A 13191-nucleotide genomic window follows, 5' to 3' on the forward strand; every position below is an offset into this window, starting at 1 on the left:
GCCCCCGGCGCATCTGCCGGGGGCCGCTCGTCGTGTGCCGGGCGGGCCGTGCCGCCGCCCCCCCCGTCAGCGGTCAGCGGTCGGGGAGATGGATGACCGGGAAGCTGCCGGTGTTGGTCGGGGCGTTCTCCGGGAGCCAGAGGACCGAGACCGCGCCGGTCGAGCCGTCGGTGAGTTCATCGGCGTTACGGAAGGTGAGGCGGGCGCCGAGCACCCGCGCCTGGCCGGCCGCGATGGTCAGGCCCAGGCCGTGACCGCGGCCGGCACGGTCGCTGCTGCCGGTGCGGAAGCGGCTCGGGCCCTCGCGCAGCAGCGCCTCCGGGAAGCCCGCACCGTGGTCGCGGACCCGCAGCACCCGGCCCTCGACGGTGACCTCGATCGGCGGTTTGCCGTGCCGGGCGGCGTTGGCGATGAGGTTGCCGAGGATCCGCTCCAGACGGCGCGGATCGGTGGTGACCTCGGCATCGCGTACGACGTCGATGGTGATGTCCGGGTCGAGGGCGCGCACCCGGCGGGTGACGAACTCGCCGAGCGCCACGTCCTGCAGCTCGGCGCGCTCCGCATGACCGTCGAGCCGGGCCACTTCCAGTACGTCCTCGACGAGGGTGCGCAGCGCCTGCGCCCGGTCGCGGACCAGCTCGGAGGGGCGGCCCGGCGGCAGCAGCTCGGCGGCGGTCAGCAGACCGGTGACCGGGGTGCGCAGCTCGTGCGCGATATCGGCGGTGACCCGGCGCTCGGCCTCGATGCGTTCCTGGAGGGCGTCCGACATGGCGTCCACCGCCCAGGCCAGATCGTCGGTCTCGTCGCGTACCCGGCCGCCGACCTCGTCGCGGATACGGACCGAGGTGTCACCGTCGGCGAGCTTGCCCGCCGCAGCGGCCGCCTTGCGCAGCCGCTTGGACAGCCCCCCGCCGACCAGCACCCCCAGCGCGCAGCCGCCGACCACGACCGCGGTCGAGCCGATGACCAGCGCCTGGTCCAGGTCGTCGAGGACGGCGAAGCGGTCGGGGAAGCGGTCGTGCACGGACAGCACCCGGCCGTTGCTGAGCGGCGAGGCGGCCCACACCTCGGGGGCGGTCTCCCCGGTGTCCTGAAGGTAGGTGGCGCGCTCGCCCTCGGCGACCTCTTTGCGCAGCGCCGGCGGCAGCGCCGGATCGTCGATCTTCGCGCCGAACTGCAGCCGGTTGGTGGACTCGAAGATCTTCTGCGTGAAGTTGAGCCGCTCGACCTGCACATCCCGGCTGTTGTCGAGCATGGAGTGGCGGGCGGCGTTGTGCACGACAAGGCTCAGCGCGACCGCGACCAGCGCTCCGACAAGCGCGATCGCGGCGCTGAGCTTCCATCTCAGGCCCGTCCGCAGGGCCAGCCTGACCACCGGAGGTGTCAGCCTCTCAGCTTGTATCCGAAGCCGCGGACCGTCTCGATCCGGTCCTGGCCGATCTTGCCGCGCAACCGCTGGACATGGACGTCCACCACCCGGGTGTCACCACCCCAGCCGTAGTCCCACACCCGCTCCAGCAGCCGGTCGCGCGAGAGGACCGTACCCGGTGCGTTGGAGAACTCCAGCAGCAGCCGCATCTCGGTGGGCGTCAGCGCGACATTCGCGCCGCCCTTGCGCACCTCCATGCCCTCGGTGTCGACCTCAAGATCGCCGAAGCGCAGCAGCGGATCGGAGAGATCGTCCGCCGCCGCCGCGGCGGGCCGGGCGCCGTCCGGGCCGCTGGCGTGGCCGAAGCGGCGCAGTACGGCACGGATCCGGGCGACCAGCACCGCACCGTCGAACGGCTTGGTGACGTAGTCGTCGGCGCCGGCCTCCAGGCCGAGCACCACATCGATGGAGTCGGCGCGCGCGGAGAGCATGATCACGGGGACCGTCGACTCATCACGGATCCGGCGGCACAGGCTGACGCCGTCCAGCCCCGGCACCATCACATCGAGCAGCGCGATATCGGGACGGTTGGCGCGGAACGCCTCCAGGCCCGCGAGCCCGTCGGGCATGGCGGTGACCACGAAGCCGTCCCGCTCCAGTGCGAGCTGGGTGGCCTCGCGGATGACGTCGTCGTCCTCGACGAAGAGCACATGGGTCTCGGCCATGCGGTTCTCTCAATCCTCCGATCCCGTGCCGTCGGTCGGCTTGGGGCCGTCGACGGTGGTCTTGCTGTAGTCGGTGTGATAGCTGTCGTACTGGGTGAAGCGGCCGCCCCTCCAACGGTAGGTCAGCACGTCCTCACCGGAAGGGCAGCACACCTTGTCGCCGGTGGCATAGGTCTGCTTGGAGACCTCCAGCTCGCCCTTGTTGACCCCGGCGTAGACCGACGGCTGCTCGTTCGCATACACGTTGTCATACCCGTCCTTCGCACCGCTGCGCTTGCGATAGACGTAACTGCCGATCCCCACGGAATCCGCGCAGGTCATGACGTTGACGATGACATCGGGGGACTTGCTGCCGGTCAGCGGCGCATAGGTCACCTCGACCGGGTACTCGTCGGCGGCGCAGGGCTTGTAGAGGGACTTCTTCACATCCGCGCCGACCTTGGGGTCGTCCTTCATCAGCTGGACGGCGTCGATCTTCTTGTAGCCGGCGGTCGAGGTGGGGCTGGGTGCGTTGCTCACGGCGCCCTTGGGCGCGGGGGTGCTGCTGGCCGAGCCCTCGCTGCGCACGCCCTCGCCCCCCGGATTGCATCCGGCCAGCAAAAGGCCGACGGCGGCCACTCCTGCCGTGGCCGCGCCGCCTTGGGTCAACCCGAATCTGGTCAACCTGTTCCTGGACAATCCGCTCCCGCTCACCGTGCTGCTCGCACAGCTGCCGATCCCGCTGCTGTTCCTGATGTGATTGTCGCGCGTCGAGCTGTAAGTCGTAGGGCGCCTGCGGGCGTGACCGCACTCACATGCAAGGCGGCCACCTGCGATGCCGCCGCACGTAATGCCGCGCGGTGCGTCGTCCCGCTCCGCGCCGGGTGCCGTGGGCCGCAGGTCAGGCCGCGCACCGCTCCCGCTCCCGCTCGCCACGCTCCAGCATCCGGGCGTCGATGTCACGCATCTGCAGCTCCTGCCGCAGCCGGGCCAGTGCGCGGTGCAGCGTGCTCTTGACGGTACCCGTGGACATGCCGAGCGCCGCCGCGGTCTCCTCCGTGCTCATCTGCTCCCAGTGTCGCAGCACGACGACGCTGCGCTGCTTGGGCGCCAGCACTCCGAGGATGTCCATCAGGAGGGCACGGTCGGCGCGCTGCTCGGTGCCGTCGTCCACGCTCGCGTCCGGGAGCTGCTCGGTGGGCACCTCCTCCAGCTTGCGGGCCCGCCACCACTCCGTCCGCGTGTTGATCATGACGCGGCGGAGGTAGGCGTCGGCCAGCGACTTGTCCGCGATGCCGTCCCAGCGGCCGTACGTGCGGACCAGAGCCGTCTGCAGCAGGTCCTGGGCGTCGACCGGGTCGGGTACCAGACGCCGGGCGCTGCGCAGCAGTGCCTCCTGCCGCGTACGCACGTACTCTTCGAAGTCCAGTACCTTGCCGCCGCTGGTCGCCATTTCGACGCCTCCGATCCGCTTGCGATTCCCCACGTTGAATGTGCTGGCGGTCATCTCCAGCACGAGGAAGACGCTACGGAGGGGGTGTTGCGGCGCAATGTGCGTCGGCCCCACAGCGAGTGCACGGAAAACCCTCGGTTGTGTAACAGCCCGCCGGGGGTCATACCTCGGACGTACGACGGGGCTACGCGCGTCATACTCCGGAGGGAGAAGCACCCCCACCCGAAGGCCTATTGGGCGTTTCGAGGTGACAGCCGGAGGGTGGGAGGGGCGGTATTCGGTCGTATGGGGACGCTTTTCAGCCGGAGTCAGGAGCGGGCCGCCGGCGCGGCCTCGCTCTGTGGCGGCTGTATGTAAGGGCTACGTATGCGAATACGAGGGCTGCATATACGTAGGTGACAGCGGCCTCACGTCAGTGGCAGGCGGTAGCGACCGCCGCCCAGTGGCTCCACCAGGCCGTCCGAGACCAGGCCGTCCAGCGCCCGGGCCCGCTGCACCGGCTCGTCCCACACCGCGTCCAGCACCACCTGCGGCACCGGCGAGACCGCCTCGCGCAGTACGGCCAGCAGCTTGCCGCGCACCTGCCGGTCGGTACCGGCGTAAGCCTGGGTGCGCCGCGGCGGACCGTCGTGCGCCGGGGATCCGGCCTGCCGCCAGGCGCACTGCGCGGCGATCGGGCAGCGTCCGCACTCCGGGGCGCGCGCCGTGCACAGCAGCGCGCCCAACTCCATGGTGGCGGCCGCCCAGCGCGCCGCCAGCTTTTCGTCCTCGGGCAGCAACTGGCGGGCGAGCTTGCGCTCCGCCGCGGTGGTGGCGTTCGGCGGGTACTGGCGGCCGGCCACCGCGCGGGCGAACACCCGGCGCACATTGGTGTCCAGCACCGCGTGCCGCTGCCCGTACGCGAAGGACGCCACCGCCGCAGCGGTGTACTCGCCCACACCGGGCAGCGCCAGCAACTGGCCGTGCTCGCGCGGTACGTCACCGCCGTGCCGCTCCTGTATGGCGGACGCGGCGGCATGCAGGCGCAGCGCGCGCCGTGGATAGCCGAGCCGGCCCCAGGCCCGCACCGCCTCGCCCGGCGCCTCGGCGGCCAGGTCGGCGGGGCGCGGCCAGCGGGCCAGCCACTGCTCGTACACCGGCAGCACTCTGCTGACCGGGGTCTGCTGCAGCATGAACTCGCTCACCATCACACCCCAGGCGCCCGCCTCGGGGCGGCGCCAGGGCAGATCGCGGGCGTGCTCGTCGAACCAGGCGGTGACCGGAGCGTGGAGCGCGGTCCCGTCTGCGGTCCCCGCGGCCGGAGCGGCGGCGGGGGCGGTGTCGGCGGCGGCGGTCGGGGCAGCGGTGGTGACAGGCGTCGAAGTCATGGCACTGCCGATCCTGGCACGTCCAGGGGCACCCGGGAAACGCACCGGGCCCGCCCCGCCGCGCGCCCACCCGCACGCAGGACGGCGGGGACGCACGGGTGGCGGCTACCGGCGGTACGCGGCGGCCCTGGAGGCGGGCCGATGCGCCGGCGCCGGCCGCGGCGGGCGAGGATGCGGTCATGGCGGAGACAAGCGGTACCGAAGACACGGATGCGGCGGGCGTGGCGGACGCGGACGGTGCGCTCTGCCCGGAGGCGATCCGGCGGGCGCTGGCCGGGCATACGACGATGACGCTGGCGTATGTGGACGAGGACGGACCGCAGGCGTGCGCCGTGCTGTACGCGACCGACGCGGCGGAGCCCGGCGCGGAGGCCGGGACCGGGCCCGCGCTGTACTTCGTCACCGCGGCCACCACCCGGCACGGCCGGGCCCTCGCCGAGCCCGGCGCGCGGGTCGCGTTCACGGCGCAGCGGGACGGCCAGGAGTGGAGCGGGCTGACGGGGCTTCAGGGCCGGGGCGGCTGCCGCACCCTGACCGGGGACGAGCGGGCGGCCGGCTGGCGGATCTACACCGAGCGCTTCCCCTTCGTCGCGGCGGACGACCGGCTCCGCGCCGCCCTGGAGCGGACCGCGCTGTGGGAGCTGCGCCCCGACTGGCTGCGCCTGATCGACAACGGGCAGGGCTTCGGCCACAAGGAGGAGTGGCGCCGGCCGGCCGGGCCGTGAGTTGGGCCCTGTCGTCGAAAGGGCCTACGCCTCGACCAGCACCCGCCACCGCCCGGCCCGCATCCGCAGCACCAGGCCGGTCACCGGGCGGCCGAGCAGCGCCGCGCAGAGTGCCGCCACCGCCGCCCCCAGCGCGAGGCCGACCGCCACATCGTGCGGATAGTGGACGCCGATGAACACCCGGGAGAGGCCGGTCAGCAGGGCGACCGGCAGCGCCAGCCACAGCGCGGCCCGCCAGGCGACGGCGATACCGACGGCCAGCGCCGCGGCGATCGTCGAATGGTTGCTGGGGAAGGACCAGTCGCCCTCGGGCGGGCACGCCGCGATCGAGGCGGCCGCCCCCGCCACCGCCCGGCACGGCCGCTCCTCGTCCACCACGCTCTTGACGAGCTCGCTCAGGACGTAGGCGACGGCGGTGGCTATCGGCACCAGCACGGCGAGCGCGACCCGGTGCGCCGTACCGCTGCGGGCCCGCCACCACCCGAGCACCGCCACGGCCATCAGGAGCAGGATCCCGCCCTCGGTGCCGATGTCGGCCAGGGTGCGGAGCCAGTGGGGAGCGTCGTACGCCGCGTCGGTGAGTTCACGGTAAAGATCGGTGCTGTTCATGATCATCAACCGTACGGACCGTCCCGGCCGCACCACATCCGACGAACGTCAGGGGGCGCAACTGACGAAAGTAAGGCCGGAGGGGAGCAGACCCGGCCCTAACGGGGCATCAGGCCCGTTACGGCGGGAAACGCGGCCGCGAAGCCGTCTCCGGGCCGATCATGGGAAAAGTTGCAGCCTGATGCGGCGGGTACTGGCCGGTGTGGCTACCGATCTCTCGTAGAGTTTCCGCGTGGGATCACTGCGCAATCCGATCGGGCCGCTCCCCTCCTCCATCTACTGGCGGCGGAGGGCCGTTGCGCTGGCCGTCGTCGTACTGCTCGCCCTCCTGGTCGTGTGGGCCCTCAACTGGGGCGGGGACGGCGCCAAGAGCAGCGGCGAGGGCAAGGGGTCGAACGGGTCGGGACCCGCCACCTCCATCACGCCCGGGCCGTCCGGCGGCGGACCGGCGATCAGCCAAAAGCCGGGCGGGCGCGATGAGTCGGACGCCGGCGGGGAATCCGGATCGGACTCCGGTTCCGGCGGCGGCTCGGGTTCTTCGGGCGGCAGCGGCGGTTCCGGCGGCAGCGGCGGCTCCGGTGGCGGCGGGCCGATCGGCCAGGGCTCCGGCAAGAACGCCGTGGCGGCCGCCCCCTCGCTCCCCAACTGCACCTCCGACGGCGCCGAGTTGGTCCTGCGCAGCGTCAAGAGCTCCTACGCACCGGGCGTGAAGCCGAAGTTCGAGCTGACGGTCAAGAACTCGGCCGGCGCGGCCTGCAAGGTGGACCTCGGTCAGAAGGCCGCGGTGCTCACCATCACCGACACCGCGGGCGACGACCCGGTGTGGGCCTCGAACGACTGCCCGTCGGGCACCGCGCCGGCGCTGCTGAAGGTGCCGGCCAAGGGCTCCGTACAGCGCATCGTCGAATGGGACCGGCGGGCCAGCGGCCCGCAGTGCGCGACGCCGAGCTCCGCCGTGGTGCCGGCCGGCAAGTATCTGATCGAGGCCAAGGTGCCGGGCCTGACCGCGGCCCGTACGTCCTTCGTCCTCGCCAAGCACTGAGCCCACGGGCGGCAGCCGCGCCTGCCGAGCCCTCTCGGAAGCTCGCCCTCCGCTAGTTCCGCCCGTAGGGAATCCGCTGAGAGCGTGCGCCGCTGGCCCCGGCCACCACCGTCCGGCACAGTCGCCGTCATGAGGCTATTGATGCTGGGTGGTACGGAGTTCGTGGGCCGCGCGGTCACCGAGGCGGCGCTGGCGCGGGGTTGGCAGGTGACGGTGTTCCATCGCGGGAACCACGCGCCCCCGGAGGGCGCGACGGCGCTGCACGGCGACCGTACGGACGCCGAGGGGCTCGCGGCGCTGGAGCAGGGCGAGTGGGACGCCGTCGTCGACACCTGGACCGGTGCGCCGTCAGCGGTGCGCGACAGCGCGCGGCTGCTGGCCGGCCGGGCCGGGACCTATGCGTACATCTCCAGCCGGTCGGTGTACGAGTACCCGGCGGCGTACGGGATCGACGAGGAGGGCCCGCTGGTGGCGGGTTCCGCCGACGACACGGAGTGGGAGGACTACGCGGCGGCCAAGCGGGGCGGTGAGCTGGCCGCGATCGACGCCTTCGGGAACCGGGCGCTGCTGGTCCGCGCCGGGCTGATCCTCGGGCCGTACGAGAACATCGGGCGGCTGCCGTGGTGGCTGGGCCGGATCGCCCGCGGCGGCCCGGTCCTCGCACCGGGCCCGCGCGAGCTGGCGCTGCAGTACATCGACGCCCGCGATCTGGCGGAGTGGGCGCTGGACGCGGTGCAGGCCGGGCTCGGCGGGGCGTACAACCTGGTGAGCGAGGCCGGGCACGCGACGATGGGCGATCTGCTGGAGAGCTGTGTGAAGATCACCGGCTCGGACGCGGAGCTGCGCTGGACCGCACCGGAGGACGTACTCGCCGCCGGTATCGAGCCGTGGAGCGAACTGCCGATATGGCTGGCGCCCGGCGAGATGCGGGACGCGATCTACGGCGCGAATGTCTCCAAGGCGGTGGCGGCGGGGCTGCGGTGCCGCCCGGTCGCCGAAACCGTCGCCGACACATGGGCCTGGCTGCAGACCATCGGCGGAGTGGCGCCCCAGCGCCCGGACCGGCCGGCGGTGGGGCTGCCGGCCGACAAGGAGGCGGCGGCGTTGGGGTAGAGCGTCGGCGTACGCGGTGGTGGCCGCCGTCGTGAACACCGCCGGACCCCCGCCCCGGTGGGCGAGGGTCCGGCAGGAAGACCGATACCGGTCACCACCGCATACGGCGGCACCCCGTCGTCAGACGTACCGCTCCAGGATCGACGACTCCGCCAGCCGCGACAGCCCCTCGCGGACCGAGCGGGCGCGGGCCTCGCCGACGCCGTCGACCGCCTGGAGGTCGTCGACGCTGGCCGCGAGCAGCTTCTGGAGGCCGCCGAAGTGGTCGACGAGGCGGTCGATGACCGTGCCCGGCAGCCGGGGGACCTTCGCCAGCAGCCGGAAGCCGCGTGGCGAGACCGCGGAGTCCAGCGTCTCGGGTGCCCCGCTGTAGCCCAACGCACGGGCCACGATGGGGAGTTCGAGGAGTTCGGTGTGGCTGAGCGCATCCAGCTCGGCGAGCGCCTCGGCGACCGTACGGGAGCGCTTGGCGGTCGGCTCGGGGACATAGTCGCGGACGACCAGCTCGCGTTCCGGCTCGACGCCGGCGATCAGTTCCTCCAGCTGGAGGGTGAGCAGCCGGCCGTCCGTGCCGAGCTCGACGACGTACTCGGCGATCTCGGTGGCGATCCGGCGGACCATCTCCAGCCGCTGGGCGACCGCGGTGACATCGCGGACCGTCACCAAGTCCTCGATCTCCAGGGCGGAGAGGGTGCCGGCGACCTCGTCCAGGCGGAGCTTGTAGCGCTCCAGGGTCGCCAGCGCCTGATTGGCGCGGGAGAGGATCGCGGCCGACTCCTCCAGGACGCGGCGCTCGCCGTCGACGTACAGCGCGATCAGCCGCATGGACTGGCTGACCGAGACGACGGGGAAACCGGCCTGGATCGAGACGCGCTGAGCGGTGCGGTGGCGGGTGCCGGTCTCCTCCGTGGGGATGGAGGCGTCCGGCACCAGCTGCACACCGGCCCGCAGGATCTTGGTGATGTCCTTGTCGAGCACCAGGGCGCCGTCGAGCTTGCACAGCTCGCGCAGCCGGGTCGCGGTGAACTCGACATCGAGGACGAAACCGCCGGTACACATGGACTCGACGGTCTTGTCGAAGCCCAGCACTATCAGTCCGCCCGTATTGCCGCGGAGGATGCGCTCCAGTCCGTCGCGCAGGGCCGTACCGGGCGCGACGGCGCTCAGCGAGGCGCGCATCAGGCTCTCGGTACCGGATCCCCCACCGGACCTGCCGGCAGTCGATGCCCGGTCGTTGGCTGCCACTGCACTCCTCCGTCGCAAGGTCTGTCGGTCCGCAGGCCGCCCGGTCCATGCTGTGTTGACGTACCAGCGGAGCGTACGTGGCCGACAGGCAATTCTGCGGTGACGGGCGAGACCAGGGCAAAGTCTACCGGCGTGCGCCCTCTTCCTGTGGGGCCTCCCGCCGCACCCGCTTGGGCAGGACGCTCAGCGCCTGCCCGACGTCGGCGACTTCCATTACCCGCATTCCGTCGGGGATCTTGCCGGGGTCGGAGGGAACCAGGGCGTGGGTGAAGCCGAGCCGGGCCGCCTCGGACAGCCGGCGCTGAACGCCGGTGACCCGTCTGACCTCGCCCGCGAGCCCCACCTCGCCGATGGCGACCAGATTCTTCGGCAGCGGGGTGTCGCTCGCCGCACTGGCCAGCGCGAGGGCCACGGCGAGGTCCGCGGCGGGCTCGGTCAGCTTCACGCCGCCGACCGTCGCGCTGTAGATGTCGCGTTTGCCCAGGGCGCTGATCCGGCCGCGCTGCTCCAGGACGGCGAGCATCATCGAGACCCGGGAGGTCTCCAGACCGGAGGTCGTACGCCGGGGGGAGGGGATCTGGGAGTCGACGGTCAGCGCCTGGACCTCGGCGACCAGCGGGCGGCGGCCCTCCAGCGTCACGGTCAGACACGTACCGGGCACCGGCTCGGCGCGACGGGTCAAGAACAGGCCCGAGGGGTCGGCGAGGCCGATGATGCCTTCGTCGTGCAGCTCGAAGCAGCCGACCTCGTCGGTGGTGCCGTAGCGGTTCTTCACGCCGCGTACGAGCCGGAGGCGGGCATGGCGGTCGCCCTCGAAGCTCAGGACGACATCGACGAGATGCTCCAGCAGGCGCGGCCCGGCGATCGCACCGTCCTTGGTGACATGGCCGACCAGGAGCGTGGACATACCGCGTTCCTTGGAGGCGCGGATCAGGGCGCCGGCCACCTCACGGACCTGGGCCATCCCGCCGGGCGCACCGTCGATCTCGGGGGAGGCGACGGTCTGCACCGAGTCCAGGATCAGCAGCGACGGCTTGACCGTGTCCAGATGACCGAGCACGGCGGACAGATCGGTTTCGGCCGCCAGATACAGATGGTCGTCGATGGCGCCGATGCGGTCGGCGCGCAGCCGCACCTGGCTCGCGGACTCCTCGCCCGTGACATACAGCGTGCGGTGCTCGTCCGAGGCGGCCTTGGCGGCGACGTCCAGGAGGAGGGTGGACTTGCCGACGCCGGGCTCGCCCGCCAGCAGCGCGACCGCGCCGGGCACCAGCCCGCCGCCCAGGACACGGTCCAGCTCGGGCACGCCGGTCGAGCGGGCGGCGGCCTGCCTGCCGTCGACCTGGCCGATGGGCACCGCGGCGGTGGTGACCCGGCCGGGCGCGGTCGTGCGCACCGCGGGGGCGCCGCCGAACTCCTCGACCGTGCCCCACGCCTGGCACTCGGGGCAGCGGCCGAGCCACTTCGCGGTGGTCCAGCCGCATTCGGTGCAGCGATAGGAGGGGCGCTCCTTGGCCGACGATTTTCGGGTTGCCATGGGGTCACCGTATCGGCGGGGTCTGACAATGCTCCCCTCCGCGCTCTTGGAGGAGCAGGGGCCCCGTATCGCCGCCGGTTGCGCCGACAGGGTGGCGTACGCGGAGCGCGCCCCGGCCGCAATGGCTGATTCGTGTCCTCTTTTGAGGGAGAAGGTCACCCGTAAGGGTTAAAAGTGTCCAAGGCGAGCAGGCCTGGCTGCATCATCCGCCTACCGTCGCCGGGGTGATGAGCAGCAGGCCCGAGCACCCCACGCACTCCACCGGCGCACACCGGTCGCGCGGCGACGCCCATCGCCGGAGCCGGCCACAGCCCTCCGAACGCCCCGACCAGCCCGCCGCGGACGAGCGCTGCGACGGCTACGAGCCCTATGACGGCTACGAGCCCTATCTGGACGGGCTGTTCACCTACTGCCTGTCCGTCCTGTGCGAGCACGACGCGGCGACCGCGGTACTCGGCGAGATGCTCGCGCTCGCCGAGCGGCACCGCAGCCGGCGCCCCGCCGACCCGGCGCTGTACCGCTCCTGGCTCTACGCCCTGGCCCGCTGGGCCTGTCTGCGCCGGCTCGCCGAGCGGACCGGGCCGGCCGCCAAAAAACAGGCCACCAAGAAACCGGCCACCAAAACGGCCGCCCGCGACGCCGAGCGCCGGCAGCGGGAACTCTCCGCGCTGGCCTGGCCGGAGGCCGCCGGCACCACCCCCGAGCAGCGCGAGGCGCTGGAGCTGTCGGTGCGTCATCAGCTCTCGGCAGACGAGGTCGCCGCGGTGCTCGGCGCCGACCCGATCGCCACCCGCGCGCTGCTGGCCACCGCGTCCTGCGAGGTCGAACGGACCCGGGCGGCGCTGGCCGTCGTCGAGTCCGGCCGATGTCGCGATGTCGCGCAGCTGGCGGGCGACACCCAGATGCTGCTGGGCGCGGCGCTGAGCCGGGAGCTGGTGCGCCATGTCGACGACTGCGCCGAGTGCCGGCGGACCGCCGAGCGGGCCACCGCGCCGGGGCCGTGGCCGGGTACCGCGCCGGTGGCCCGGGGCGCGCTGCCGCTGGTCACCGCGGAGCGGGAGGCCGTGCTCGGCGCGTTGGCGGCGGCCCGGGGTGCCCGGTCGGGACGCGGTGGCCGGTCGAGTGGGGCAAACGGTTCTCCTCGCTACGACCGCAGCGGTTTCCCCGTAGGCCCCACGGACCGGGCCGCCCGCCGCCGCAGGCTGCGCAGCCGGGCGCTGACGACCACTGTGGTCGCCACGGTGGTGGCGGCGCCGGTGCTGGCCCTGTGGGCGGCCTACCGCGGCGCCCCCGCCACCGGCGAGGCGGCGGACGCCTCGCCCTCGGTGACGGCCAGCGAAAGGGAGGCCGGGGCGCGGCTGGACGGCCGCCCGTACGAGAACGCCGGCAACGCCAGGACGACGCCCGAGCCCGCCTTCTCCGCAGGTCACGGCACGCCCGATGTATCGGTCGAGGTGATCGGCGCGGACGGTACCCCGCTGCGGCCGGGCGACCGCAAGGCGTGGGGGCCCGGCCGGCTGACGGTCGCCGCACGGCCGAGCGGCGGGACGACGCTCATCACGATCAGCGCCTCGGGCGACACACCGGTGCGCTGGTCCGCGTCGGCGGGTGCGGCCTGGTTGCAGATGAGCCATACGGCGGGCTATCTGCGGCCGGGGCAGTCCACGACGATCACGGTCTATGTCGATCACGACCGGGAGCCCGGGGGCCACTGGCAGGCCAGGATCGCCATCGAGCCCGGCGGCACCGGCGTCACGATGGAGGGCTACGGCGCGACCGCCCCGCACCCCGGCCCCCAGGACCCGAGGCCCACGCATCCGACGCCGACCCCCTCGGACCCGACGCCCACCCCCACACCGACGCCGACGCCCACCCCCACGGCTCCGACCCCGGCCCCGACGCCCACACCGACACCGACCGACACCGCCCCGACCGGCAGCACACCCGTCTCGAAGCCGTCGAACACGACCCGCCCCGCCCGCTGAGCGCAGCCGAAACCCGCCGGGGCCGCCTGCGGAGGCGGCCCC

At 72.9% G+C, this 13191-nt stretch carries 12 protein-coding genes; 4 read left to right on the plus strand and 8 right to left on the minus strand.

Annotated features, from left to right (window positions below):
- Positions 1-73: 73 nt before the first annotated feature.
- The 5 genes from cseC to DY245_RS36895 all read right to left on the minus strand — a co-directional run bounded on the left by cseC (position 74) and on the right by DY245_RS36895 (position 4893).
- Positions 74-1375 carry a two-component system sensor histidine kinase CseC gene (cseC, locus tag DY245_RS36875; protein ID WP_128511457.1) on the minus strand — a complete coding sequence of 434 codons (1302 nt, stop codon included), beginning with the start codon at positions 1373-1375 and terminating at the stop codon, positions 74-76.
- Between the two features lie 8 nt (positions 1376-1383).
- On the minus strand, positions 1384-2094 hold the full coding sequence (cseB, locus tag DY245_RS36880; protein ID WP_128511458.1) for a two-component system response regulator CseB: 711 nt from the start codon (positions 2092-2094) through the stop codon (positions 1384-1386).
- Positions 2095-2103: 9 nt separating this feature from the next.
- A complete protein-coding gene (locus DY245_RS36885) occupies positions 2104-2712 on the minus strand; it encodes a hypothetical protein (protein WP_128511459.1) in 609 nt (202 codons plus the stop codon).
- A gap of 262 nt (positions 2713-2974) precedes the next feature.
- The gene (locus DY245_RS36890) at positions 2975-3580 is read right to left on the minus strand and encodes a SigE family RNA polymerase sigma factor (protein WP_244943504.1); all 606 of its coding nucleotides are present in this window, start codon (positions 3578-3580) and stop codon (positions 2975-2977) included.
- Positions 3581-3933: 353 nt separating this feature from the next.
- The gene (locus tag DY245_RS36895) at positions 3934-4893 is read right to left on the minus strand and encodes an HhH-GPD family protein (RefSeq protein ID WP_128511460.1); all 960 of its coding nucleotides are present in this window, start codon (positions 4891-4893) and stop codon (positions 3934-3936) included.
- 179 nt (positions 4894-5072) lie between these two features.
- Here DY245_RS36895 and DY245_RS36900 point away from each other — a divergent pair, with 179 nt between their 5' ends.
- A complete protein-coding gene (locus tag DY245_RS36900; protein WP_128511461.1) occupies positions 5073-5618 on the plus strand; it encodes a pyridoxamine 5'-phosphate oxidase family protein in 546 nt (181 codons plus the stop codon).
- Between the two features lie 24 nt (positions 5619-5642).
- On the opposite strand, the gene DY245_RS36905 is transcribed toward DY245_RS36900, so the two are convergent.
- Positions 5643-6227 carry a phosphatase PAP2 family protein gene (locus DY245_RS36905; protein WP_128511462.1) on the minus strand — a complete coding sequence of 195 codons (585 nt, stop codon included), beginning with the start codon at positions 6225-6227 and terminating at the stop codon, positions 5643-5645.
- Between the two features lie 232 nt (positions 6228-6459).
- On the opposite strand from DY245_RS36905, the gene DY245_RS36910 reads away from it, so the two are divergent.
- Both DY245_RS36910 and DY245_RS36915 read left to right on the plus strand, forming a co-directional pair.
- Positions 6460-7269, plus strand: coding sequence for a hypothetical protein (locus tag DY245_RS36910; protein ID WP_128511463.1), 810 nt, complete (start codon positions 6460-6462; stop codon positions 7267-7269).
- Positions 7270-7398: 129 nt separating this feature from the next.
- The gene (locus DY245_RS36915) at positions 7399-8382 is read left to right on the plus strand and encodes an NAD-dependent epimerase/dehydratase family protein (RefSeq protein ID WP_128511464.1); all 984 of its coding nucleotides are present in this window, start codon (positions 7399-7401) and stop codon (positions 8380-8382) included.
- Positions 8383-8502: 120 nt separating this feature from the next.
- Here DY245_RS36915 and disA read toward each other — a convergent pair whose 3' ends face one another.
- Both disA and radA read right to left on the minus strand, forming a co-directional pair.
- Positions 8503-9627 (minus strand): DNA integrity scanning diadenylate cyclase DisA, encoded by a 1125-nt coding sequence (gene disA, locus DY245_RS36920; RefSeq protein ID WP_128511465.1) that lies wholly within the window; start codon positions 9625-9627, stop codon positions 8503-8505.
- 124 nt (positions 9628-9751) lie between these two features.
- Entirely contained in the window at positions 9752-11164 is a 1413-nt protein-coding gene (gene radA, locus DY245_RS36925; protein ID WP_128511466.1) for a DNA repair protein RadA, read from the minus strand.
- Positions 11165-11391: 227 nt separating this feature from the next.
- On the opposite strand from radA, the gene DY245_RS36930 reads away from it, so the two are divergent.
- Positions 11392-13149, plus strand: coding sequence for a BACON domain-containing protein (locus DY245_RS36930; protein ID WP_128511467.1), 1758 nt, complete (start codon positions 11392-11394; stop codon positions 13147-13149).
- Positions 13150-13191 lie beyond the last annotated feature (42 nt).

The organism is Streptomyces inhibens (assembly GCF_003389455.1).
Taxonomy (GTDB): domain Bacteria; phylum Actinomycetota; class Actinomycetes; order Streptomycetales; family Streptomycetaceae; genus Streptomyces; species Streptomyces inhibens.

Bases quoted from the DNA above. Each gene is read 5' to 3' on its own strand.
- cseB (WP_128511458.1), bottom strand. From the start codon at position 2,094: ATGGCCGAGACCCATGTGCTCTTCGTCGAGGACGACGACGTCATCCGC.
- DY245_RS36890 (WP_244943504.1), bottom strand. From the start codon at position 3,580: ATGACCGCCAGCACATTCAACGTGGGGAATCGCAAGCGGATCGGAGGC.
- DY245_RS36895 (WP_128511460.1), bottom strand. From the start codon at position 4,893: ATGACTTCGACGCCTGTCACCACCGCTGCCCCGACCGCCGCCGCCGAC.
- DY245_RS36900 (WP_128511461.1), top strand. From the start codon at position 5,073: ATGGCGGAGACAAGCGGTACCGAAGACACGGATGCGGCGGGCGTGGCG.
- DY245_RS36905 (WP_128511462.1), bottom strand. From the start codon at position 6,227: ATGAACAGCACCGATCTTTACCGTGAACTCACCGACGCGGCGTACGAC.
- DY245_RS36915 (WP_128511464.1), top strand. From the start codon at position 7,399: ATGAGGCTATTGATGCTGGGTGGTACGGAGTTCGTGGGCCGCGCGGTC.
- radA (WP_128511466.1), bottom strand. From the start codon at position 11,164: ATGGCAACCCGAAAATCGTCGGCCAAGGAGCGCCCCTCCTATCGCTGC.
- DY245_RS36930 (WP_128511467.1), top strand. From the start codon at position 11,392: ATGAGCAGCAGGCCCGAGCACCCCACGCACTCCACCGGCGCACACCGG.